Raw genomic sequence first — 23,492 nt, forward strand, 5'->3', positions numbered from 1 at the left:
ACAAAAAGTGAGCTTTGCCGCTAGCCACTACGGAGCATTGGCCGTTTTTGTCATTGCCTGCTGGGGTTTGGGACGCACGGCCATCCACAGCCTGCTGCAAGAATCGAAGGTAGACCCGTGGATGGGGCATGCGCTGTCTACCACCTTGGGCTTGGGGATTTTCATCTGTGCGTTGCAATGGCTAGGGGTCGCTGGTGCACTAAAGGCTCCATGGATATACAGCCTGCTCATTCTCGGCGCGTTATGCGCGGCTGCGCCGTTACAGGCGGTCTTTAAGAAATCCATCGATGCAGGAATGCCATCCTGGCGTGCGCTGGCGTTCCACCGCGGTGGAGCCGCGGTTGCAGTCATCCTGGTCGGCTGTTTTGTGCTGCTCGACCCCCTCAAACCTCCGCATGAGTGGGATGAACTGGCTTACCACCTTCCCCATGCCCAGCAATGGGCGCAAAGCGGCCATCTACAACCCAACGAATGGCTGCGTTACCCCTGGTTTCCGTATAACTACGACTTGCTTTATGCCGGCAGCCTTGTGGTGCTGGACGATATCGCTCCCCACCTGCTGCACGCGCTGGCAGGTTGGACCATTGCATTGATGGTGTTTCGTCTGGGGGTGCGCTATGCATCTACTTTAGAGGCATGCCTCGCCAGCATCCTATGGCTGCGCTTGTCGCGGGCCGAATTTAGCAATGCATACGTTGACATGGGGGTCACCCTGTTCGTGCTGGCAGCGTGCATCGCGCTTCAATATTGGTTCGAGAATCCCGAGCAGCGCCGTTGGCTGGCGCTGTCGGCGTTTGTGATGGGCTTAGCGGTCGGCTCCAAATACCAGGCCCTGAGCTTTCTCCCGCTGTTCGGTTGTGCGGTGCTATGGCGAGATCGGCGGGCCAGCACCATTGCAATGGCAAGTCTATGCCTCTTGGTTCCCTGCTTGTATTGGTATGCCCGCAACACATGGATGACGGGTGATCCGTTCAACCCTTTGGGCGGGAAGATCTTTGGCTTCACCGACTGGAACCTTGCCGACTATGAATACCAGTTTGCCGATATCCGACGCGTTTATGGCTGGCCCCACGGCGCATTCTGGGCCGCCTTATTAGCCCCCTGCCTGCCGTCGTTGCGCCAAATCAATGGTTTGCGGGCCGCTATGGTGTTCTGCATCTATGCAACGCTCGTGTGGGCCGGAACCTCCCACTACCCACGTTATTTGATGCCAGCCTACCCACTATTGGCGCTGCTGGCGGTCTGTGTATGGTGCCAGTTGCTGCAGGGTGCTCTGCATTTTCTTGGCGGCACGGCATGGCATAGGCTGAACCCATCGACACACAACCGCATCCAGAGCGGGGGGTGGGCTGTACTACTGGCGGTTTTGACGCTTGCCTGCTTTGACAGTGTCGCCCGTAAATGGCCCCAGTTGGCGACAACACCGGAGGCGCGCCAAGCCTTTTTGCAACGCACGGCCTTGCTTACCTATGGCGACACCCTGGCATATTTAAATACACATGACATGGGGAAGATTTACCAAAGCGGCATGGAAGGCGCTCTTTACTATGCCCCCCAGCCGATATGGGGCGACTCTTTTGGCCCCTGGCGCAACCAGGACTTTCTACGCCTGGAGCCCAAAGCACTCGCGGCCAAACTGACACGGCAACAGTTCAATACACTGGTATTGCATAGCCCTTCTTACCGCAGCCTGGTATCAAGTCCCGATTTTCCGCAGTATTTTTCAGAAGCCCACCGCACAGAAAATTACTCGATCTACCGCGTCATCGGTAACTCGCCATGAATAACGCCTCACCAGAGCCACGTATCGCCGTGCTCATCCCGTGCTACAACGAGGCCATCGCCATTGCCCGCGTCATCCGAGACTTTCAAGCGAGTTTGCCGCAGGCCCACATCCATGTGTTTGACAATAACTCCACCGATGAAACTGCCGAGGTCGCAGAGAGACATGGAGCCATGGTGACGCACGTAGCGTTGCGCGGCAAAGGCAATGTCGTACGACGCATGTTTGCCGATGTGGACGCAGATATCTACCTCATGGTGGATGGAGATGCGACTTATGACGCGACTCAAGCCCCTCGCATGGTGGCCTTATTGCGAGAACGCATGTTGGACATGGTCGTAGGTTGCCGTGTGGATGACCGCCACAACCAAGCCACATACCGCCCAGGACATCGCCTTGGCAACCAATTACTGACGGGTTCAGTGCTTCGGATTTTTGGGGGGCAATTCACCGACATGCTGTCTGGCTACCGCGTGTTTTCTCGCCGTTACGTGAAATCATTCCCAGCGGTAGCACAAGGCTTTGAAACCGAAACCGAACTTACGGTTCATGCCTTGGAACTGCGCATGCCCTATGCGGAGGTTCCCACCGCCTACCAATCCCGACCGGTGGGCTCGGAAAGCAAACTCTCGACATTCCGTGACGGCTGGCGTATTTTGAAAACGATTCTGCAACTTTTCATCAGCGAACGGCCACTGGCTTTTTTCGCTACTGCAGCAGCCGTTTTAGCCACAGTGTCCATCATGCTGGCCATTCCCCTGGCGCTTACATACTTCCACACCGGTCTGGTCCCGCGCTTACCCACCGCGGTATTGGCCACCGGTGGCATGGTTAGTGCTCTGTTGTCACTAGTCTGTGGTGCCGTGCTCAACACCGTCACCATTGGAAGGCAAGAAATGAAGCACCTGGTATATCTCAGCATCCCTCCAAGCCACAGTGCTTCACACGCATGAAGCCCTCGCCCCAGTTTTTGCGCTTTTGCGTGGTTGGCGTCGTCGGCCTGGGTGTGGACATGGCGGTTCTGTATGCCACGGCCTGGGCCTTGGGCTGGTATGGGGCGCGGGTGCTGTCGTTTACGGCGGCGGCCACTGCCACCTGGTGGCTGAACCGGCGTTTCACCTTCCAGGCCGAGGGGACCGGCAGCACATCGGCCGGGCAACAGTACCTGCGCTACATGGTGTCAATGCTGGGCGGGGCGGTGCTGAACTATGCGGCCTATGTGGCCACGCTGCACTGGATCGACCTGCCCGGCAAGGCGGCGCTAGGCGTGGCCTTGGGTAGCTGCGCGGGCCTGCTGTCCAACTACCTGACGGCCCGGCACCTGGTGTTCAAGCAAAAGCATCAGGCCTGACGCTCCACTTCCAGCGTCGAATCGCAGCCGATGCCCGCCGCCACCCAGCGCCGGGCCCAGCGGCCCAGCAGAGGAGCCGCCCAACGCCAGCGCGGACCCAGCACCTCGGCGGGTTGGGCGATGGCACCACACAGATAACGGGCCTGCGCACCGTCCCAACGCAAAGCCGCACACGCTCCCGTGCGGCGCCCCGACAACAGGATGCCTAGCGGGCATGGAGCCGACAGGCAGCACACGCCGCAGCCGTTGCAGGGCGCGCCCACGGCGGGTTTGGCCGGGGCGGAGGGGTGGATATGGAGCACCTGCCAGTCGTGGGCAGAGGGATGGGGCATGCGCCATTGTGGCCCCAAGACATTTGCTACAGATAAAGTAGCTTCTTACGCTTATGGAATAAGCGCTAGAGGCACAAAAGACCCCTATTTTCAGAAACTGGCCTTCAGTGCCTGGTACAGCGCGCCAAAGCGCTGGTAGCGCGCGGCCACGGCGGCGGGCTGGGCCACCGGCTCGAAGCGCTGCGCTACGGGCGGGCTCAGGCAGACATTGGCCTCCACGCCACCATCGGCCAGCCAGGCCAGACGGGCCGCGCCCAGGGCACCACCGGTGGCGCCGCCCTCTTGCGTGACCAGCGGCACACCCAGGGTGTTGGCCAGCTCTTGCGACCACCAAGCGCTGCGGGCACCGCCACCCACCACCGACAGCGCGCCGATCGGCTGGTCGGTGGCCAGGGTACGCCAGCCATCGCACAGGCCGAAGTTCACGCCCTCCACCACCGCATAAGCGATGGCCGCCGTGTCGTGGCTGTGGGTCAGGCCGAAGAGCACGCCCTGGGCGTTCGGGTTGTTGTGCGGCGAACGCTCGCCCGACAGGTAGGGCAAAAACAGCGGTGCGTTGGCGCGCGCGCTGGGCGACACCTGGGCGGCTGCGGCCAGCAGCGCGGCTTCGTTGTCATAGCGCAGCAGCTTGGTAGCCCAGCTCACCGCACTGGCGGCCGACAGCATCACCGACATCTGGTGCCAGCGGTTCGGCAAGGCATGGCAAAACGCGTGCACCGCCTGCGCCGGGTTGGGCCGGAACGTGTCGGTGGCCAGAAACACCACACCCGAGGTGCCCAGCGACACAAACCCCTGCCCTGGCGACACCACGCCCATGCCCACGGCGCTGGCGGCGTTGTCACCGCCACCACCGGCGACCGGCAGACCGGCCCGCAGCCCCCAGCGGATGGCAATGTTGGCCGACAAACCGGCGGAAACTTCACTGCCCTCAACCACGCGGGGCATGTGCGATTCGCTCAAGCCGCAGGCCGCCAGCAGCTTGGGCGACCAGGCGCGTGCGCCCACGTCCAGCCACAGGGTGCCGGAGGCGTCGGAGCAGTCGGTCACGGCCTCACCAGTCAACAGCAGGCGCAGATAGTCTTTGGGCAACAGCACGCGGGCGGTTTGCTTAAATATTTCGGGTTCATGCTCGCGCAGCCACCACAGCTTGGGCGCGGTAAAACCGGGCATGGCCAGGTTGCCGGTGATAGCGGCCACCTCGGGCACGGCTTCGGTCAGGGCTACGCAGGCCGCACCGCTGCGGCCATCGTTCCACAGAATCGCCGGGCGCAGCACCTTGTCTTGCGCGTCCAGCAGCACCGCACCGTGCATCTGGCCCGACAGGCCGATGGCCCGCACGGCTGACAAATCGGCCCGGTGGCTGGCGGCCAGCTGGTCCATCACCGATTCCAGCGCGCGCCACCAGCTGTGCGGGTCTTGTTCGGACCATAGGGGCTGGGGTTGCTGCACGGTGAGCTGCGCATGTGCCACCGCCACCACACGGTGGTCGTCGGCCAGCAGCAGGGCTTTGAGTTCGGAGGTGCCGAGATCGAGTCCTAAATACATGGGGGGTCTTTTCAGTTCTTGTTGCCAAATCTTGCTTCGGCCTGGCGGCGGAAGTCTTTGGGAGTCATGCCTTTGATTTGCATGAAACGGCGGTTGAAATTGGCGACGTTGTTGAAGCCCACGTCGTAGCAGACGTTGTTGATGTAGCGGTCGGTTTCCATCAGCAGCTGGCAGGCGCGGTTGATGCGCAGGCGGTTCACGAAGTCGGTGAAGGTGTTGCCGGTGGCGCGGCGGAAGTAGCGGGAGAACTGGCTCTCGGTCATGTTGACGCGGGATGCCACTTCGGCCATGGTGAACTGGTCGGCGCTGTGCTCGGTGAGGTAGCTGACAACCCCACTGATCTGCGCCAGCGAGGCATCGTCGTCAAAGCTTTGCATTTGCACCGTGGACAGCAGCCGGTAGTCGGTGCATCCAGCCAACTGGTCCAACAAAATCAGGAATTCGCCGTACCGGGCCATGCCATGGCTGTTTTTGATGCGCACCAGGGCATCGCGCGCGATGTCGCTCATGTCGAAAAATTCAATGCCATGGCGGGCCCGCTCCAGCAGGGGCAGCACGCTGTGCAGTTCGCCCACTTCGGCTCCGGCCTGGCGCAGTGGGGCTTCTGAAAATTGCAGCACCATGTCGCGCAGATGGACCACTTCGTCGGAGCCATCGCTGCTGATCCAGTTGTGCGGCAGGCGCGGTCCGGTAAGTACCAGATTGCCGGGCTCGAAGTGGCCAATGTAGTCGCCCACAAACAGCTTGCCCCTGGTCTCGACGATGAGGTGCAGCTCGCACTCCTCGTGCTGGTGCCAGCGCACCAGTGGCGTGGGAATGCCGTGCTCCAGATAGCGCAGACTGCCGGGCATCTCCAGCGGCTCGTAACCCAGTGTCAAATGGCGGCCCAGGTCGTGTTCCAGCTCTGGTTCGCGGTCGCGTTGTCGCACGCTGGCCATGGTGATCTCCTTGTGAACCTGTGACAGTACCACCATCGCTGCTCAGGCATGGATGGTGGTGGTCTGCAGGCTCAAACTTTCAACATGAACTGCTGCACCTGGGCGCTGGCTTTGTGCAGCGCTGCGACCAGGCGCGGATCGCCCGCCAGCTCGGCCCAGAACGGCACGTTGGCGGCCAGCGCCACCACCGGGTCGGGGGCATCGCACATGGCATGGGCCACGGCGGGGTCCATCGCCTGGTCCTGGTAGACATACGACAGTTCACCCCGGTGCCAACGCTGCAAAAAGGCAAGGAACAGCGCGGGCAGAACAGCCACCGCGTCGATACTGCGGCCCTGGGCCAGGCACTCGCGCACAGTGGGTGCGATGAAGCCAGGCATCTTGGAGAAACCGTCGGCAGCCACGCGCTGGTTGGTGTCCAGAATGGCGGCGTTGCCAAAGCGGTCCAGCACCACGTCGCGGTAGGCGGGCAGGTCCAGCGGGCAGGGGTGCTCGGGCGTATCCAGGCACGGGATCACGTCAGAGGTGACGTAGTCATAAGCCATCTTGCGAATGCGTGCGTCGTGCGTGCCCTCGTGGATATAGGTGTAGCCCGCCAGCGTACCGGCCCAGGCAATGCAGCTGTGGGTGGCGTTGAGCAGGCGGATCTTGGCCTCTTCAAAAGCCGCAACCGAATCCACCATCTGCACGCCCACGGTTTCCCATGCGGGGCGGCCGTTGCAGAAGTTGTCTTCGATCACCCACTGGATGAACGACTCGCCCATGATGGCGGCACCGTCGTCCCAGCCGGTGGCGGCCAGCACGCGGCCCCGCAGCTCGGGCGCGGGGCGCGGCGTGATGCGGTCCACCATGGCGTTGGGGCAGGTGGTGTTGGCCAGCACCCAGGCGTGCAAGGCGGTGTCGCCGACCAACTGGATGAAGGACAGCAGTCCCTTGCGTACGCGGTCGCCGTTGTGGCGCAGGTTGTCGCAGTTCAGCAGCGTGACCTTGCCGCCGCCGCTGGCCATGCGCGCACGCAGGATGGCGGTGAGTGCGGCGTAGATGCAGCTGCCGGGCTGGCCTTGCTTGGCGCGCTCCAGATCGACGGCCAGATCGGGCGAACCCAGGTCCAACTGGTCGTTGGCATCCAGGTAGTAACCGGCTTCGGTGACGGTGAACGAGATGATGCGGGTGTTGGCATCGGCCCCCACCTGGATCAAACCGGCCAGGTCGGGCGTATACGGCACGATCTGGCGGATGGACTCGATGCGCTCGTAGCTGCGCTCGTCGGTGGGGGTGACGGTTTCCAGTGTGTAGGCACCGCCCTGGGCGGCCAGCGCAGCCATGGTGTCAACCATGTCGGGGCGGGTATTGCCCCCGGCCAGCGACCATTGGGTATCGCCCGTAGCACGCAGCTTGTGCATGTAAACGGCCTGGTGGGCGCGGTGGAACGAGCCCACGCCCAGATGCAGCATGACGTAGTGGGTAGCAGACATTTTGGGCAACTCCTCAGGACAGCGCGACCGTGCGGCCCGCACTGTCAAAGCAATGCAGGGTGTTCAGGTCGAACTCCAGCGTGACCGGGTCGCCGATCTGCAGGTTGGTGCGCTCGGCCTGGCGGGAGATCATTTGCGTGCCCATCACGTCCACGTGGATCAGGGTGTCGGCCCCCAGGGCTTCGATCAGCTCCACCTTGCCGGGCACACCGGCGCTGCCCACGGGTAGAACCTTCACGCCTTCGGGGCGCACGCCGATCAGGCCGTCCTTGGGCACCCGGCCCGCCGCCTGGCCGGCCAGTGCACCAAACTGCGACAGCTGGGCGGCCTTGACGATATTCATCGACGGCATGCCGATGAACTGCGCCACGAACTGGTTGGCGGGCTTGTCGTACAGCTCCAGCGGTGCGCCGACTTGCTCGATGGCACCGTCGCGCAGCACCACCACGCGGTCGGCCAGGGTCATGGCTTCCACCTGGTCGTGGGTCACGTAGATGGTGGTCACACCCAGGGCGCGGTGCAGCTTGTGGATTTCGACACGGGTCTGGCCACGCAGGGCGGCATCCAGGTTGGACAGGGGTTCGTCGAACAAGAAGATCTTGGGTGCCCGCACGATGGCGCGGCCAATGGCCACACGCTGGCGCTGGCCACCCGAGAGCTCTTTGGGGGTGCGCTTGAGGTAGGCGGTGAGGTTGAGCTTGTCGGCGGCGGCCTCGACCTTTTTCTTGATCTCGTCCGGGGCCACCTTGGCCAGCTTGAGGGCGAAGGACATGTTGTCGAACACCGTCATGTGCGGGTACAGGGCGTAGCTCTGGAACACCATGGCCAGCTCGCGCTGGCTGGACGGCAGGTGGGTGATGTCCCGTCCGTCGACATGCAGGGTGCCGCCGTCGGTGGTTTCCAGCCCGGCGATCATGCGCAGCAGGGTGGACTTGCCGCAGCCCGAGGGGCCGACGAAAACGATGAACTCGTTTTTATTGATATCGAGGTTGATACCTTTGATGGCGCGGTGCTCGCCAAAGAATTTTTCAACACCGCGGAGTTGCAGAAAAGACATGATCGAATCCTTAATAGACTGACAAATATTCAAAGACAGAACGCAACGCTCCCTTCCAGCGATACCGAGGAACCGGCTTTGCCGGGCCTCTGGTATCGCCCCCTGCAAGGGGGTTGGAGGAAACGCGAAGCGTGTAGCCTGGGGGTGTTCTCTATTTCACGGCGCCGAAGGTAAGACCTTGGACGAGTTGTTTCTGGCTGAACCAGCCAAACACAATGATGGGTCCAATGGCCATCAGCGAGGCGGCCGACAGCTTGGCCCAGAACAGGCCTTCAGGGCTGGAGTACGAGGCGATCAGCGAAGCCAGCGTACCGGCGTTGGCCGAGGTCAGGTTGAGGGCCCAGAAGGCTTCGTTCCACGACAGCACCAGGCACAGCAGACCGGTGGAGGCAATGCCGCCCATGGTGAGTGGCAGGATCACGTGCTGGAACTCTTCCCACACGGTGGCACCGTCGAGACGCACAGCTTCCAGAATGTCCTTGGGGACTTCCTTGAAGGCGCTGAACAGCATCCAGACCATGATCGGCAGGTTGGACAGGGTGAACACGATGACCAGGGCGGTCAGCGAGTCCAGCATGCCGACGGTCTGCGCCATCACGTACACCGGCACCAGGGCGCCCACGGCGGGCATCATCTTGGTCGACAGCATCCACAGCAGGATGTCGCGGGTCTTCTTGGTGGGGAAGAAGGCCATCGAGTAGGCGGCGGGTACCGCAATCAGAATGCCCAGAATGGTCGAACCCAGGCTGGTGATCAGCGAGTTGCGGGCAAACAGCAAGTAGTTGCTGCGCTCTTGCACTTCGGCAAAGCTGGACAGCGTGGGCGAGAAGAACAGGTGCCCGGCGATGGCCTGGCCTTCGGTCTTGAACGCGGTGATGCCGACCCAGAACAGCGGGAAGAACAGGAACAGCGCAATGCCCCAGGAGAACACGGTGCGCCACAGCGGAAATGGTACTTTTTTCATCATGATAGGGGTCCCCTTCAGTCCAGGTTCTTGCCAACGAGCTTGACCAGGAACACCGAGGCGATGTTGGCCAAAATGACCGCAAACAAGGCTCCGGAAGAGGCCACACCCACGTCAAAGTTCATCAGCGCCTGCTTGAAGATCAAGAAAGCCAGGTTGGTGCTGTCGTTGCCGGGGCCGCCACCGGTGGTGGTGAAGATTTCGGCAAACACGCTCAGCAAGAAGATCATTTCGATCATCACCACCACCGCGATGGAGCGGCCCATGTGGGGCAGTACCAGGTAGTAGAACTTGTCCAGGCCGGTGGCGCCGTCCATGCCGGCGGCATCCATCTGCTCGCGGTCCAGCGACTGCAGCGAGGTAATGAAGATCAGGCAGGCAAACGGCAGCCATTGCCACGACAGCATGATGATCACCGACAGCAGCGGGAAGTCGGTCATCCAATCAATGGGCGTGAGGCCAAAGAACTGCCAAACATGCGCCATCACCCCGTAAATCGGGTTCATCATCATGTGCTTCCACAGCAGTGCGTTCACTGTGGGCATGACGAAGAAGGGCGAAATCAGCAGCACGCGCACGATACCCTGGCCTGGGAACGGCTCGTTCACCAGCACCGCCAGGCCCACGCCCAGCACCACGGTAATCACGACGACCGAGCCCAGCAATTGCAGGGTGTGCATCACCGACGGCCAGAAGTCGGGATCGGACATGAAGTAGCGGAAGTTCTCGAGGCCCACGAAACCGGTTTCGTCGGGCTGCATCAGGTTGTAGTGGATGACGGAGAAATACAGCGTCATCACCAGTGGAACTATCATCCACAGAAAGAGCGTGACGATGGAGGGAGCCATCAGTGCACGGGGAAGAAATCGACTCATGGTAGTAGCTTTCAAGAGCGAGCCCGCAACCCCGACATCCCCAGGAGGAGCCATGGTCGAAGCCCATTTTTCGGGTTACCTGCGGTCCAGCGGAACGAAGTTGGCGGTCTGAAAACCATCAGCCGACAACCCCGCCAGGCGTACACAGCGCAAGCCGGTCCATGGGGCAGTGGGGGGTAGCCGCCGGGGCCGCTACCCTTCCACGCACCCGGTCAGAGCCTTACTTCTTGTAGTAACCGCCCTTGGTCATTTCACGTTCGGCCGCGGTTTGCGAGGTCTTCAGCGCCGCATCGACCGTGACCTTGCCCGACAAAGCCGCGCTCATTTGCTGGCCTACAGCGATACCGATGGCTTGGAACTCAGGGATGGCAGCGTACTGCACACCCACGTACGGCGACTTGGGCAAAGTGCTGTCGTTGGGGTTGGCGCTGTTGATGGCCTTGAGCTCTTCGGTGGCGAATTTGGCCACTTTCTGGAACTCGGGGTTGGCGTAGGTGGACTTGCGGGTGCCGGTGGGCACTGCGTTCCAGCCTTCTTCTTTGGCCACCAGGTTCACGTAGTCCTTGGAGGTGGCCCAGGTGATGAACTTCTGTGCTTCCGCTGGCTTCTTGCTGGACGCAGGCACGGCCAGGTTCCACGACCACAGCCAGTTGGAACCCTTGGCGGTCACAGCCTGGGGCGCCTGGGTGAAAGCCATCTTGTCAGCCACTTTGGACTGCTTGGGATCGCTCACGAACGAAGCTGCGATGGTGGCATCGATCCACACGCCGCACTTGCCTTCGTTCATCAAAGCCAGGTTTTCGTTGAAGCTGTTGGCCGAAGCGCCGGGGGGGCCGTACTTCTTCATCAGGTCGACGTACTGGTTGATGGCATCGTGCCAAGGCTTGGTGTCGATTTGTGGCTTCCAGGCCATGTCAAACCACTGACCGCCGTAGGTGTTGACCATGGTGCTCAGGAAAGCCATGTTGTCGCCCCAGCCTGGCTTGCCGCGCAGGCACAGACCATACACGCCCTTGGCTGGGTCGTTGATCTTGGCCACGATGTTGGCCATTTCTGCCCAGGTGGGGTTGGCTGGCATGGTCAGACCGGCCGCCTTGACCAGGTCGGCACGGTACATGGTCATCGAGCTTTCGCCATAGAACGGCGCTGCGTACAGCTTGCCTTCCATGGACAGGCCGTTGCGGATGGCGGGCAGCATGTCGTCCACGTCATAGGCCGCATCGGTCACGATGGGAGCCAACCAGCCCTTTTTGGACCAGATAGGTGCTTCGTATAGACCAATGGTCATCACGTCAAACTGGCCGCCCTTGGTGGCGATGTCGGTGGTAACGCGCTGGCGCAGCACGGCTTCTTCCATCGTCACCCACTTGACTGTGATGCCGGGGTTCGCGGCTTCAAAGTGCTTGGTCAGCTTTTGCATCGTGATCATGTGGCCGTTGTTCACGGTGGCAATGACCAATTCCGTGGCAGCAAATGCGCTGGCGGAAGCGAACATCGCAGTGACAAGGGCAGCGCAGTATTTCAATTTCATGGAGTGTCTCCTGGGGTTTTAGACGAATTCCGCAAGCACATGCGATGCACTTGATCGGTGCCGCTATCGTAGGAGTGCGCCCGTGCAAACAACAATACCCAAAAGGCTAGTTCTTGTACTTTGATGCGATAGAAGTCTAGTAAAAACCCTTATTCCATAGATAAAAGTATCTGTATTTAAGGGTTAGGGCGGATGCCTCCCCCGCTGCCGCAGGCTTGCCGCGTGCTGGCCGTACTGGGTATGGGTTTGCGGTGCCCATAAAAAAAAGCCCCCGCAAGCCCTGGCAAGGGTCTGCGGAGGCCGGGATTGGGATTTACAAACGGCTCAGCAGCTCGGCTTTTTTGGTCGCAAACTCTTGCGGGGTCAGGATGCCCTTGGCCTGCAAAGAAGCCAGTTTTTCGATGCTGGCAAACACGTCGCCTGCGTTGGCGGAACCGACGTTGTTGTTGCTGTAGCTGCTGTCGTTGTTGCCAGTGAAAGCCGGAGCCTGCAGGGGCGCAGGCGCGGGCGTTGGCGCGGGAGCCATGCCGTTGATGCTGACCACGGGCAACTGCGACAGGTTCACGTAGCCGTACTGGCTGCTGAACTGGGGCGCATAGCCACTGCTTTGCTGCGACACGCCACCGATGCTGTGGTCCAGGGTGTCGTACACAGTGACCTGGCCGCCCAAGTCGATCGCCAGGCGATGGGCTTGCGCAAAGTAAGCGTAGCGCATGTCATTTTGGCCGCCGGTGCTATTGGGGAAACGCAAGTCTGCGCCCCACCAGTCGGGTGGCGCGGGGGCAAACAGGCTATTGCCATCGCCCGAACCATAGGAGGCGTTAGAGCCGTTGTATTGGGTGCTGCCGTTCTGGCTTTGGCTCTGGAAACTGCCGCTGCGCAGCAGGTCGGGCTGGTTGCTGATCAGGCGGGCCAGCTCTCCGCACAGGTTGTCGACCCGGCCTTTGAGATAGCCGTTGAACATGTCGCCAATCATGGTCATGCCGCCCGCCATCCACTGCCCGCCGCCGCCAAATTCCGGGTGGTTGAACTGGGCCATGCTGCCATTGCCGTTGATGACCGACTCCAGCATGGATTCCACCGCGTTGGTGCTAAAACCCTGGCGCTGGGCAATTTCGTTGACGGCCTGCTGGCCTGCGGGGGAGAGTTGGCGCATATAAGTAACCTGAAAAGAGTGCAACAGTGGAAACCACTAAGGAGATCACTCTACCAGTCCGGGCGTGAAATAGGGTGTATAAAAGTCCACGGCCTCATGCCCTCTGGGCATAACCCTCCAACACATTGACGGTATTCGTGCCCAGCGCGTTCACCGCGTATCCGCCCTCAAACACAAACACCGTGGGCAGGCCGGTAGCCGCCAGGTCTTCGCCCACGCGGAAATAGTCCTCGCTGCGCAGCTGAAAGCCCGAAATCGGGTCGCCCTCAAACGTATCCAACCCCAGCGACACCACCAGGGCCTGCGCACCGCTCAGCGCAATCCGCTGCAGTGCCAGGGCCAGCGCCTCGCGCCAGCGCGCAAAGCCGGTGCCGCGCGGCAAGGGCAGATTCAGGTTCGCCCCCAGCCCCGCGCCCTGCCCTGTCTCATCCGCGTAGCCCAGGTAAAAAGGGTATTCGGTGTGCGGGTCGCCGTGCACGCTGGCAAAGAATACGTCGGCACGGTCGTAAAAGATGGCCTGGGTGCCGTTGCCGTGGTGGTAGTCGATATCCAGCACCGCCACCTTGGCCATACCCGCGTCGCGCAGCGCCTGGGCGGCAATGGCCGCGTTGTTCAAAAAGCAGTAGCCGCCGAAAAAGTCGGCCCCGGCATGGTGGCCCGGCGGGCGGCTCAGCGAAAACGCGCTGCGCGCACCACCGCTAACCATTTGCGCGGCCGTCACTGCACAGCAGGCCCCGGCGTAGGCCGCAGCCCAGGTGCCCGAGGTCAGCGGTGTGCCCGCGTCCATTGAGAACAGCCCCATGCGTGCCGAAAAGTTGGCGGGCAGCACATCGCTGCGAAAGCTGCGCACCGGCCATACCGAAGGCAGCGCATCGCGCTCGGCATTGGCCGGGTCCAACGCCACCCATTCGGCCCAGGCCCCGGCCAGAAAATCGAGGTAGCGCGGGCTGTGGATGCGCTCCAGGGGAGCCAACCCGCAGTCCTGCGGTGCCAGCACCTCGCCGAGTTGGCGGCGCTGCAACTCTTGCAGCACATCGTCGGCCCGGGCGGGCACCTCGAAGCAAGGGACCAGTTGGCCCCGGAACATTTCCAGCTTGCCCTGGTGCAGGGCGTGGTGGTGGTTATAGACGGTAATCATGCGGGGTTTCTTTCCATGCCAAAGAGCCCAAAGTATGCCGCCAGGCCGCTGAAATAGCTTTGCTTTATCGCACCGCACAGGGCTACCATGCGCAATGAAAAGCGCATTTAAGGGCCTCAAATGGGTACGATCATCTCCACACACGCACTAGACAGCACAGACCGCACTATTTTGCGACTCCTGCAAAAAGACGGCACGCTGTCCACGCCGCAGTTGGCGGAGCAGGTCGCCCTCAGCGTCACGCCCTGCTGGCGCAGGCTCAAGCGCCTGGAAGACGCGGGCTTTATCACCGGCTACCAGGCCAACCTGGACCGCCGCAAACTCGGGCTGGACATATTGGCTTTTGTGCAACTGACCTTCGGCGTGGTTACCGGCGCATCGGTGCAACACTTTGAAGAAGCCATCCAGCAGCGCCCCGAGGTACTCAGCTGCCACAAGGTCACCGGCCAGGCCGACTACCTATTGCAGGTGGTCGCACCCAGCCTGGATGCTTACAGCGACTTCGTGGAAACCGTGCTGCGCAGCATGCCGGGGGTCAGCCTAATCCACTCCAGCCTGGCACTGCGGCAGGTCAAGGCATCACACCAGTTGCCGGTGCTGGACTCCAACTGAAAGATATAAACAAAAAGAGCTTCTTGCGCTTATTCCATAAGCGCAAGAAGCTCTTTATTTGATAGCAGAACTAAGCTACTACCACCGCAGCAGCCACTGGCCTAGTGCATGCGCATGGTGTGCACCCGCCGCCGGATATGGGGGGCGGCCAGCAAAAAGAAACCCAAACCCAGCAATGCCAGACTGCCAGGCTCCGGCACATTGTTGCAATTCGGGTCGGTTGCGGAGCAGATCAAGGCCGCTGCAGAGCCCAGGAATATTTGCTCGTAGCCATTGTTCAAACTGCGATTGGGCGACGTAGATGTTCCCGTGCAATCGACAGCAGCGGTACCTGGGTCGCAACCCAAGCGCACATCAAGATGCAAGGTGAACAAAGCCAGGTCGGCATCGCTGACACTGGAAAAAAGGGTGCTCAACTGCGCATTCAGTTCGGGGAACAAAATGGCATACGCCGCATGGTCTGCCCCGAGGTTGTGCGAGACGGGACCTTCGTCGTGTGGGGCTGAACAACTCACCGGTGTCCCGGCCATCCGACAGACGGCACCACCAGAATAAATATAGTCGGTCGACGCATTGGTTCCCGCCAAGGGATCGCCCAAGCCGCCCGAGGTGTACGAGGTCACATCGCCATTGAACTGGCCGCCGCCACCTTCAGAAAACAGCGCATATTTCCCGCCGTCATTGGTGAAGTCGTACACACCTACCAACGCACCCGTTTTATCGGTGATCGACACCTGGGCCCAGGCTGCCAGGCTTTGGGTGGAACCGTCTTGGCTGTTGATCTGGTTGTTATTGAAAAATGCGACCAGTTGGCTGCCCGCTAGAAAGGTTTTCATCGAAGCCAGGGATGCATCCCAGGTATTGGCCCCATTGAAATTAACGCTGCTGTCTTCCCCGAGGCTGGTAGCGGTTTCGGTACGAAAAAAGGTGGATCCACTCACCCCGCTGGGCGTTGCGAAAGCGTTGTCCATACCCGACACGTTGGTGGTCACTGGCCCACCCGAGGACCCAGTGGCCACCACGATCAAGTCTTTGATGGCCCCGGCGGTCGAGTCCACGCTGTATTGGCAACCCGATGCCGATCCCCCGCATTGGTCGATGATGCTGAAGGGCATCGAATACGTCTGGGCGTCGCCGTATTGCACGTATTGCAGGCTATTGAGATCGATGGTTGGCACAGCGAAAGCCACTCCAGATGCGCCAGCCCAACAGGCTGCTGCCACGGCGGCGAAACGCCATAGCGCTTTGCACCTACCGGCGACCCGCGATCGCTGCAGGGCAGCGGGTAGAAAGTTCCTGTCGAATGTAAGTTGGTTTGTCATGGCGTAGTCCTTGTCTATTGGCCGTCTATTCCCGTTTGGGCCGGCCACAACCGCATAACCTACGCCAACTTAAAAAAACCAATGTATACAATGATCTTCCACAAAAACAGGCTCCGCCATCGGGAAATTTGTATGGATTTTCGACACCCTGAAAACCCTGAAAGACCCCTCCCGGTACCAGAGAAACCCGTGCCCCGCCGCTGCCCAAAGTAGCCCAGCCCAGGCCTGCTACCGTGCCAACACCGGTTGCAGCGCCACGCCCGTGGCCGTACCCAGCCGCACCACCGCCTCCGGTGCCGCCGCGGCCACAATCCGCCCGCCACCGTTGCCGCCGTCCGGCCCCAGGTCGATGACCCAGTCGGCCTCGGCGATCACGTCCAGGTCGTGCTCGATCACCACCACGCTGTGGCCGCCGTCGACCAAGCGGTGCAATACGCGGATGAGCTTTTCCACGTCGGCCATGTGCAGGCCCACGGTGGGTTCGTCCAGCACGTACAGGGTGTGCGGGGCTTTCTGGCCGCGCTTGGTGATGTCGTCGCGCACCTTGGCCAGCTCGGTCACCAGCTTGATCCGCTGGGCCTCGCCACCACTGAGCGTGGGCGACGGCTGGCCGATGGTCAGGTAGCCCAGGCCCACGTCTTTCAGCAGTTGCAGTGGGTAGGCGATGACCGGCATCACGGCAAAGAAATCGACGGCTTCGTCTACCTCCATTTGCAGCACGTCGCCAATGCTTTTGCCACGCCAGGTGACGGTCAGCGTCTCGGGGTTAAAGCGTGCGCCATGGCAGGTTTCGCACTTCACCTTCACGTCGGGCATGAAGCTCATGGCGATGGTGCGCAGGCCCTGGCCTTCGCAACTGGGGCAGCGGCCTTCGCCGGTGTTGAACGAAAAGCGTGCCGGGCCATAGCCGCGCGCGCGGGCTTCCAGCGTCTCGGCAAACAGCTTGCGGATGGTGTCCCAAAAGCCGATGTAGGTGGCGGGGCAACTGCGCGGGGTTTTGCCGATGGGGGTTTGGTCCACTTCCAGCACACGGTCGATGGCGGCGAAGCCCGCCACGTCGGCACAGCCCAGCCAGGGCGCGTGTTGGCCTGCGGCCCAGCTCTCACGACCCGCTTTGGTGGAACGCTGGACGACTGCGGTTTGCACATTCGCCAGCAGCACGTCACGGGCCAGCGTGGACTTGCCGGAGCCACTGACCCCGGTGACGGCCACCAGCCGCTTCAAGGGCACATAGGCGTTGACGTTTTGCAGGTTGTGCATGGTGGCACCGGTGACGACCAGCCACTGCAAAGGCTCGGCCACGGCCACCGCTTCGGGCTCTGCAGCCGCTTTTTTCTTGGCAGCCGCCTTGCTCTTGGCCGTGGGGGCCACGTAGGGCAGATCGGCCACCGGCAGCGCCACCGCCGCCGCGTCAAACGCGTCCACGGTGCGCCGCGCCTGCAGCGGGTGCCGCATGGCGTGCAGCAGGTAACGGCCGGTGACGGACTCTGCCGCGTCCGAGATATCGGCCACGCTGCCCTGTGCCACCAGCCGCCCGCCGCGCTTGCCTGCGCTGGGGCCGATGTCGATGATGTGGTCGGCGCGGCGGATGGTGTCCTCGTCGTGCTCCACCACCACCAGGGTGTTGCCCTTGCTGCTGAGGGTGTGCAGGGCGTTGAGCAGGATGTGGTTGTCGCGGGCGTGCAGGCCGATGGTGGGCTCGTCGAGGATGTAACACACACCCTGCAGGTTGCTGCCCAGCTGCGCGGCCAGGCGGATGCGCTGGGCTTCGCCACCACTCAGGGTGGGCGCGCCCCGGTCCAGGGTCAGGTAGCCCAGGCCCACCTCTTCCAGAAACTCCAGGCGGCTCTGGATTTCGGGCACCAGGTCGCGGGCAATATCGCCCTCGCGCTGGCTCATTTGCCCGGCTACTTGCAGGGCCTGTACCCAGACGCGGATGTCGCTCACGCTGAGGCGGGCCAGGTCGGTAATGCCCACCCCGGCAAAACGCACGGCGCGGGCGGTGGCGTTCAGGCGGGTGCCCTGGCAGGTGGGGCAGGCAACATCGTGCAGGTCTTCCACCTCGGGCTCGGCAAAGGTTTGCTCACGTCCCCCGGTGTCGTCGGCGCGCACCGAGTCGTCAAACACGGCCCGCTGGTCGCGGGTGAGCTTCACGCCCGTGCCCACGCAGTCGGGGCACCAGCCGTGCTTGCTGTTGTAGCTGAACAGGCGCGGGTCCAGCTCGGCATAGCTGGTGCTGCACACCGGGCAGGCGCGCTTGGTGGAGAACACCATCACCCGACCGATGTGTGCAGTGGGCTCGCCCGCATCCATCGCGGCCTTGAGCCCGTCGATGTTGACCAGCACATGCACCACGCCCTTGCCGTGCTCCAGCGCCGTCATCAGGCCTTCGCGCAGGCGGGCTTCGCTGCCGGGGTTCACGTCCAGGCTCAGTACTGGCAACTCGACAGTGTGCTCCTTGAAGCGGTCGATGCGCGGGAAGTTGGTGGTGGGCAAGAAGTCGCCGTCCACCCGCAGGTGGGTGTAGTTGCGCGGCCGGGCCCAGTCGGCCAGCTCGGTGTACACGCCCTTGCGGTTCAGCACCAGCGGGGCCATCAGGCCGATGTGCTGGCCGCGGAAGGTTTTGAGTAGCTGCGCGGCAATGCTGTCCGGGGTTTGCGGCTGTACCGCCGTGCCGTCGTGGATGCAGTGCTGGGTGCCCAGCTTCACATACAGCAGGCGCAGGAAGTGCCACACTTCGGTGGTGGTGCCCACGGTGGACTTGCGCCCGCCCCGGCTCAGGCGCTGCTCGATAGCCACTGTCGGCGGAATGCCGTAGACCGCATCCACCTCGGGCCGACCGGCGGGCTGCACGATGCTGCGGGCGTAGGCGTTGAGCGACTCCAGGTAGCGGCGCTGGCCCTCGTTGAACAAAATGTCGAATGCCAGCGTGGACTTGCCGGAGCCGCTCACGCCGGTCACCACATTGAACTGGCCGCGCGGAATGTCCACGCTGAGCGACTTGAGGTTGTGCTCCTTGGCGTTGACGATCTGGATCGCATTGGGCGGCACCAGCTTGGCCACCTTGTTGGCCCAGGCGGGCGACATTTCACAGGCCACTTGCAGGCCCAGGCCGAGGGTGGATTCGTACTCGCGCAGGGCCGCGCCGGTGTGCGATGTGGGGTGGTGGCGCACGTCCTCGGGCTTGCCTTCGGCCACCACCAGGCCACCGCCATAGCCGCCCTCGGGGCCCATGTCGATCAGCCAGTCGCTGGCGCGGATCACGTCGAGGTTGTGCTCGATCACCACCAGGGAATGGCCCGCATCCAGCAGCTTGCGCAGCGCCCGCATCAGCTTGGCGATGTCGTCAAAGTGCAGGCCGGTGGTGGGCTCGTCGAACAGAAACAGCGTGCCTTTTTTGGCCAGCGGCTGGCGGTTGCTGCTTTTGGCGGCCTCGGCCAAAAAGCCCGCCAGCTTCAACCGCTGGGCTTCGCCGCCCGACAGCGTAGGCACGGGCTGGCCTAGTTTCACGTATTCCAGGCCTACATCCACAATCGGCTGTAGCGCCCGTAGTACGTCACGGTCACCTTCAAAAATAATAGCAGCCTCGCTGACCGTCAGGTCCAGCACATCGGCCACGTTCAAGGCCACCAGCCGGGCATCTTGCACGGCACGGCGCTCAATGGTGATCTCCAGTACTTCGGGGCGGTAGCGTTTGCCGTCGCAGTCCGGGCAGCGCAGGTACACGTCGCTCAAAAACTGCATTTCCACGTGCTCAAAGCCCGAGCCGCCGCAGGTGGGGCAACGGCCATCGCCGCTGTTGAAGCTGAACTTGCTGGCGGTGTAGCCGCGCTGCCGTGACGCAGGCGCGTTGGCAAAGATTTCGCGGATGGCATCCCAGGCCCCCACGTAGCTGGCGGGGTTGGAGCGGGCGGTTTTGCCGATGGGCGACTGGTCCACAAACACCACGTCGCTCAAAAAGTCGGCCCCCAGCAGGCGATCGTGCAGGCCGGGGGTATCGGTGGCTTTGCCAAAGTGGCGCAGCAAGGCCGGGGCCAGCACGTCCTGGATCAGCGTGGACTTGCCGGAGCCGCTGACCCCGGTGATGCACACCAGCCGCTGCAAGGGGAATTCGACCGACACGTTTTGCAGGTTGTGCTCGCGCGCGCCTTCCAGCACCAGGCGGGGCGTGCTGTCGGTCACCAGTTTCTTGAAACCCATGCCGATGGTCTTGCGGCCACCCAGGTAGGCACCGGTCAGCGTGTCGGCGCTGCGCAAATCATGCGTGCTGCCGTCGAACACGATCTGCCCACCGCGCTCGCCGGGGCCAGGGCCCATGTCGATCATGCGGTCGGCCGCCAACATCACCGCCGGGTCGTGCTCCACCACCACCAGGGTGTTGCCCGCATCGCGCAGGCGCTGCATGGCCTCGATGATGCGGTGCATGTCGCGCGGGTGCAGGCCGATGCTGGGCTCGTCCAGCACAAACAAGGTGTTGACCAGCGAGGTACCCAGCGCAGTGGTGAGGTTGATGCGCTGCACTTCGCCGCCGCTGAGGGTGCGGCTTTGCCGGTCCAGCGTCAGGTAGCCAATGCCCACGTCGCACAGGTATTTCAGGCGGGTGGTGATCTCGTCCAGTAGCAGCTTCAGCGCCTGCTCGTCGCCGCCGCCTTTGCCGCCGCGTTCTGCACGGCCGCCCAGAATGCGGTCGGCTTGCAGGTCGAAGAAGCGCCGCAGCCGGTCGATGGGCAAGAGCATCAGGTCGTGCAGGCACAGGCCGGGCAAGGCTTCCAGCTGGGCACGGCTCCACGACACGCCCTGCGGCAGGTGGCGCTTGGCCGGGTCCAGCACCGTATTCGCATCGTCCACGCTGCCCAGCCGCCACAGCAGGCTCTCGGTTTTAAGCCGCGCGCCCTCGCAGGCCGGGCAGGTGGTGTAGCTGCGGTACTTGGACAGCAGCACCCGGATATGCATCTTGTAGGACTTGGTTTCCAGGTACTCGAAAAAGCGCTTCACCCCAAACCAGTGCTGGTTCCACTTGCCGTTCCAGTTCGGCGAACCGTGGATCACCCAGTGCTGGTGCTCGGGCGTGAGCTTGTAGTACGGCGTGTCGCGCGGAATGCCGGCAGCCTCGGCGTGGCGCATCAGGTCGTCCTGGCACTCCTGCCAGGCGGGCGTCTGCATGGGCTTGATGGCCCCGGCGCGCAGGGTCAGCTTGTCGTTGGGGATGACCAGCCCGTAATCCACGCCGATCACGCGGCCAAAACCCTTGCAGGTTTCGCAGGCCCCCACGGGCGAGTTGAAGGAAAACATCGACGGAATCGGGTCGGTGTAGCGCACATCGCTTTCGGCGCAATGCAGGCCGGTAGAGAACTTCCACAGCAGCGGCTCCACCGCTTCGTCCGCAGACAACACGTAGACGTTGACACGCCCGCCCCCGCGCTTAAGGGCAACTTCAATCGCTTCGAGTGCACGGGCTTTTTCGGTGCCCGCTATGCGAAACCGGTCGGCCACCACGTCCAACACCTTGCGGGTGGCAGGGGCCACTGTCGCTTTTTTGCTGGCTTTGGCGGGCGTGGCGGGTGCGTCAACCGCCACCTCGCGCTCGGCCTGCACCCGGGTGAAGCCGCTGGCCGACAGCCATTGCGCCACCTCTTCGGCACTGGTGTTGCCAGGCAGCTCGACAGGAAAAGTGAGGACGAGACGCGGGTCCTGCGCCGCTGCCGCGCGTTCGCACAGCTCGGCGTAGGTGCTCTCGGGCGTGTCGTGCCGCACGGGCAAGGCGGTTTTTCTGTCAAACAGCGACCCGGCGCGGGCATACAGCAGCTTCAGGTGGTCGTTCAGCTCAGTCATGGTGCCGACGGTGGAGCGGCTGGAGCGCACCGGATTGGTCTGGTCGATGGCAATCGCCGGGGGCACGCCCTCCACCTTGTCCACGGCGGGCTTGTCCATGCGGTCCAGGAACTGGCGCGCATAGGCCGAGAAGGTCTCCACGTAACGCCGCTGGCCTTCGGCAAACAAGGTGTCAAACACCAGGCTGGACTTGCCGGACCCGCTGGGGCCGGTCACCACCGTGAGCTCGCCGGTGCGGATATCCAGGTCCAAGTTCTTGAGGTTGTGCTGGCGCGCTCCGCGGATGCGGATGGTTCCCTGGGTCATAAGTGCGGTGCTCTGGGGGTAAGGCGGCCCATTGTAGGGAGGGCATACCAGCGCCCACTGCCTGGGGTTATTAGGCGCATCCCTCACAAAGTGTGCACAGACTGCCTACAAAACAGCATTCGCCGTGAACTACAACACATTGCATTTTTCAAAAAAAAAGATAATTCATTGCATACAAAGTTATCTACACGGAAAAGAGAAAACCATGAACACACTTACCCTAAAAAAGCTCAGCCTGGTAGCAGCCTGCGTGGGTGCGGGCCTGGCGTTTTCCAGCGCAGCCCACGCCCTGCCGACGTTGGATCCCCTGAATATCGGTGGCACTCCCAGCGGCAGCGGCGCCGGCCTGGCGGGCACCTGGTACAAGGTCGACAACACCGCCCATTTCAGTAACTACAGCTACACCGAAACCGACCCGACCTCCAGCCGCTATGGCCAAACCGATGCCATCAAGAATTTCAGCTGGGGTTCCGGTATCTGGGCCGCCACCGACATTGCCGACATGGCCGCAGGCAACAACCCCTATGTCACCTCAACCGCCAGCACCCTGGGCGCCGTCAGCTATTCAAACAACATCTATAACAACACCGTCAGCAGCGGGGGTTATGGCAATCCCTGGGCCCCTGACTACAACCGCACGCTAACTCCCATCGTCGGCGGTGCCAATAGCTGCAGCGTCAGCACCGAAACCACGACCGCCTGCGCAGGTGAGCAAAACTACGCAGCCATCTTCACCGGCTACATCTACGTGGCCACAGCCGGTGTGTACGACTTTGGCGTGTTTGCCGACGATGGTTTTCTGTTCAACCTGCTGGGCGCCAATAGCACCAGCCTGGCGATGGCCCACAACTCGGTCGTAGGCAGTCCGGGCCGCGACATGTATTCGCTGGCCAACGAAAACGGCAGCACCGGCGTCAACCTGGGCATGGGCTACTACGGCATCGACCTGAGCTACTTCAACCGCGAAGAAGCGGGTGTGATCGACCTGGGATGGCGCGGCCCGGGTGCCACCGCCTGGTCGGTGATCGACAACAACGTGCTCTACAACAACGTGCCAGAACCTAGCAGTATCGCTTTGATCGGCATGGGCCTGTTGGGTTTGTGGGGCTCACGCAAAAGCCGTCGCTCCGCCCACCGCGCCGCCGTTTAACGCCCCCTACTGTGCGCCCGTTCGCTCTGCGCGACGGGCGCATTTTTTTTCACGCATCTAATATCTTTTGTAACGTTAGAAGCACAAAAACACAAAGCCGCAACGAAACCCGGCACACTTTCCAA

Annotated in this window: 17 protein-coding genes; 5 read left to right on the plus strand and 12 right to left on the minus strand. The window is 62.3% G+C overall.

Going from position 1 to position 23,492, the window contains the following annotated elements; genetic code table 11:
- Positions 1-7: 7 nt before the first annotated feature.
- The 3 genes from AB3G31_RS19245 to AB3G31_RS19255 are packed head-to-tail and all read left to right on the plus strand — an operon-like array spanning position 8 to position 3,134.
- Positions 8-1,783, plus strand: coding sequence for an ArnT family glycosyltransferase (locus tag AB3G31_RS19245; RefSeq protein ID WP_367847669.1), 1,776 nt, complete (start codon positions 8-10; stop codon positions 1,781-1,783).
- Positions 1,780-2,736 (plus strand): glycosyltransferase family 2 protein, encoded by a 957-nt coding sequence (locus AB3G31_RS19250; protein ID WP_367847670.1) that lies wholly within the window; start codon positions 1,780-1,782, stop codon positions 2,734-2,736. Before AB3G31_RS19245 ends, AB3G31_RS19250 begins: the two co-directional genes overlap by 4 nt.
- On the plus strand, positions 2,733-3,134 hold the full coding sequence (locus AB3G31_RS19255) for a GtrA family protein (RefSeq protein WP_367847671.1): 402 nt from the start codon (positions 2,733-2,735) through the stop codon (positions 3,132-3,134). Before AB3G31_RS19250 ends, AB3G31_RS19255 begins: the two co-directional genes overlap by 4 nt.
- Here AB3G31_RS19255 and AB3G31_RS19260 read toward each other — a convergent pair.
- The 10 genes from AB3G31_RS19260 to AB3G31_RS19305 form a co-directional block, all read right to left on the minus strand.
- Positions 3,125-3,466 (minus strand): hypothetical protein, encoded by a 342-nt coding sequence (locus tag AB3G31_RS19260; protein ID WP_367847672.1) that lies wholly within the window; start codon positions 3,464-3,466, stop codon positions 3,125-3,127. The genes AB3G31_RS19255 and AB3G31_RS19260 overlap by 10 nt on opposite strands.
- Positions 3,467-3,556: 90 nt before the next feature.
- Positions 3,557-5,011 carry a xylulokinase gene (xylB, locus tag AB3G31_RS19265; RefSeq protein WP_367847673.1) on the minus strand — a complete coding sequence of 485 codons (1,455 nt, stop codon included), beginning with the start codon at positions 5,009-5,011 and terminating at the stop codon, positions 3,557-3,559.
- 11 nt (positions 5,012-5,022) lie between these two features.
- Positions 5,023-5,949 (minus strand): AraC family transcriptional regulator, encoded by a 927-nt coding sequence (locus AB3G31_RS19270; protein WP_367847674.1) that lies wholly within the window; start codon positions 5,947-5,949, stop codon positions 5,023-5,025.
- A 71-nt stretch (positions 5,950-6,020) separates the two neighbouring features.
- Positions 6,021-7,424: a D-arabinitol 4-dehydrogenase gene (dalD, locus tag AB3G31_RS19275; protein WP_367847675.1), complete on the minus strand. Its 1,404-nt coding sequence runs from the start codon at positions 7,422-7,424 to the stop codon at positions 6,021-6,023.
- A gap of 13 nt (positions 7,425-7,437) precedes the next feature.
- Entirely contained in the window at positions 7,438-8,481 is a 1,044-nt protein-coding gene (locus AB3G31_RS19280) for an ABC transporter ATP-binding protein (RefSeq protein ID WP_367847676.1), read from the minus strand.
- 151 nt (positions 8,482-8,632) lie between these two features.
- A complete protein-coding gene (locus tag AB3G31_RS19285; protein WP_367847677.1) occupies positions 8,633-9,445 on the minus strand; it encodes a carbohydrate ABC transporter permease in 813 nt (270 codons plus the stop codon).
- Between the two features lie 17 nt (positions 9,446-9,462).
- Entirely contained in the window at positions 9,463-10,320 is an 858-nt protein-coding gene (locus AB3G31_RS19290) for a carbohydrate ABC transporter permease (RefSeq protein WP_367847678.1), read from the minus strand.
- Between the two features lie 220 nt (positions 10,321-10,540).
- Positions 10,541-11,851, minus strand: a complete 1,311-nt coding sequence (locus tag AB3G31_RS19295) for a sugar ABC transporter substrate-binding protein (RefSeq protein WP_367847679.1) — start codon at positions 11,849-11,851, stop codon at positions 10,541-10,543.
- Positions 11,852-12,164: 313 nt separating this feature from the next.
- Positions 12,165-13,007, minus strand: coding sequence for an SHOCT domain-containing protein (locus AB3G31_RS19300; protein WP_367847680.1), 843 nt, complete (start codon positions 13,005-13,007; stop codon positions 12,165-12,167).
- A gap of 94 nt (positions 13,008-13,101) precedes the next feature.
- Complete coding sequence (locus AB3G31_RS19305) at positions 13,102-14,145, minus strand: histone deacetylase family protein (RefSeq protein WP_367847681.1); 1,044 nt, start codon at positions 14,143-14,145, stop codon at positions 13,102-13,104.
- A gap of 120 nt (positions 14,146-14,265) precedes the next feature.
- Between AB3G31_RS19305 and AB3G31_RS19310 the strand changes: the two genes are divergently transcribed.
- A complete protein-coding gene (locus AB3G31_RS19310) occupies positions 14,266-14,757 on the plus strand; it encodes an Lrp/AsnC family transcriptional regulator (protein ID WP_367847682.1) in 492 nt (163 codons plus the stop codon).
- A 101-nt stretch (positions 14,758-14,858) separates the two neighbouring features.
- On the opposite strand, the gene AB3G31_RS19315 is transcribed toward AB3G31_RS19310, so the two are convergent.
- Complete coding sequence (locus AB3G31_RS19315; protein WP_367847683.1) at positions 14,859-16,079, minus strand: PEP-CTERM sorting domain-containing protein; 1,221 nt, start codon at positions 16,077-16,079, stop codon at positions 14,859-14,861.
- 228 nt (positions 16,080-16,307) lie between these two features.
- Positions 16,308-22,217: an excinuclease ABC subunit UvrA gene (gene uvrA, locus AB3G31_RS19320; protein ID WP_367847684.1), complete on the minus strand. Its 5,910-nt coding sequence runs from the start codon at positions 22,215-22,217 to the stop codon at positions 16,308-16,310.
- Positions 22,218-22,422: 205 nt separating this feature from the next.
- Here uvrA and AB3G31_RS19325 point away from each other — a divergent pair, with 205 nt between their 5' ends.
- Positions 22,423-23,367, plus strand: a complete 945-nt coding sequence (locus AB3G31_RS19325) for a PEP-CTERM sorting domain-containing protein (RefSeq protein WP_367847685.1) — start codon at positions 22,423-22,425, stop codon at positions 23,365-23,367.
- The last annotated feature ends 125 nt before the right edge of the window (positions 23,368-23,492 follow it).

This window comes from Rhodoferax sp. WC2427 (genome assembly GCF_040822085.1).
In the GTDB taxonomy this organism is placed as follows: domain Bacteria; phylum Pseudomonadota; class Gammaproteobacteria; order Burkholderiales; family Burkholderiaceae_C; genus Rhodoferax_B.